The organism is Nocardia abscessus NBRC 100374 (assembly GCF_000308455.1).
Taxonomy (GTDB): Bacteria; Actinomycetota; Actinomycetes; order Mycobacteriales; family Mycobacteriaceae; genus Nocardia; species Nocardia abscessus.
On the sequence record NZ_BAFP01000060.1, the window covers coordinates 1 to 1,307 of the forward strand.

Genomic DNA, 1,307 nt, shown 5'->3' on the forward strand with positions numbered 1-1,307 from the left:
GATTGAAGCTCGGTATGGATCTCATCTTCTCGAACGTGACGGTGAAGGACTACGCCAATCTCGTGGACGGCGTGAAACTGGTGGTGGAAATGCTCGACATCATGAGCGCGACAGTCGCCCGCGCCTATGTCCGTGAGCACAAGGCGGCAAGCAGTGAGCACCACACCGCCGTCCACACTCTGACCTCCGCGCTGCTGGGGGGACACACCACCGCAACAACGGCCCGCGAACACGGAATAGGCATCGCCGACGAGTATTCGGTTCTGGCAGTGCATATTCCGAAACACCCCGACGAGCAGCATCCAATGCTCGACGGCAAGGTCGTCGCCCGCCGCAAACTGCGCCGCCTGCAAGCCGAACTCGCTACCCGCTGCGGCGAGAACGCACTCGCGCTGCTGAGTGTGGACGGTGGGACAATCCTGATCCCGACGGCGACGCTGAGCGGCGAGCGCCTCGATGAACTGCTCGCCCAGCTGTCGGCGGCCGCGCGCGTACCCCTGACAGCGGCCGTCGTCACAGCGTCGGTCGCCGGGGTGCCGGGTGCAGCCGACCGCGCTCACGAATTGCTCGATATGGTGCGGCGGCTGCAAGGTGCCCCCGCCCTGTACCGTTTCGCTGATATGGCGCTGGAGTACCAGCTGACCCGGCCGGGTCCGGGTCGTGAAACTCTCGGGTCGCTGCTGGACCCCCTCGACGATCACCCCGAACTGCTCCAAACCTTGCGGAGTTATATCAGCAACAACCTCAATCGCCAACGCACCGCCCGCTCGTTGCACATCCACACCAACACCGTCGACTATCGGCTCAGGCGCATCAGCCAGCTCACCGGACTCGATCCCACCACCACGTCGGGTGTGTGGCAGCTACGTTCGGCGCTCATCGCCCGCACATTCAGCAAGCGCAGCCGACCCGATATCCAGGTCGACGCCGTGTGAACTGCCATTGCGAATTCCGACCATTTGGCCACGCCCGCCTCATATTCGAGTGTGACGAAGGTCTGTGATTGCACGAACATCGCGAGTTATCCGCTCCGGTGACTGATAGTGCGTCGTGGCTATCCAGAGCTCGTCGATGCCTCGATCTCGGCTTCGGCACCTGCCGCGATCAGGCGGGCGGTCATGAGGATGACTTCCTGGCGCTCGCCGGTGTCAGCGTCGAGTAGCGCGGCGCGGACTGCCGCCGCGAAACCGACGTTGATCAGAACGAACGCTATCGCGTCGTGGGCATTTTCATTGCCGGGGCCGAGTACCTGGATCAGCAGAACTTTCAGTAGTGCGCGCAGGCGTGGTTCGAATCCCGGGAGACCG

General features: G+C 63.4%; 1 protein-coding gene and 1 pseudogene. One reads left to right on the forward strand and one right to left on the reverse strand.

Going from position 1 to position 1,307, the window contains the following annotated elements; genetic code table 11:
- Positions 1 to 935, forward strand: a 935-nt coding sequence (locus ON19_RS11485) for a PucR family transcriptional regulator (RefSeq protein ID WP_043690004.1), incomplete at its 5' end; no start/stop codon positions are given.
- A 119-nt stretch (positions 936 to 1,054) separates the two neighbouring features.
- On the opposite strand, the pseudogene ON19_RS11490 reads toward ON19_RS11485, so the two are convergent.
- Positions 1,055 to 1,307, reverse strand: a pseudogene (locus ON19_RS11490) (TetR/AcrR family transcriptional regulator); the annotation flags it as partial.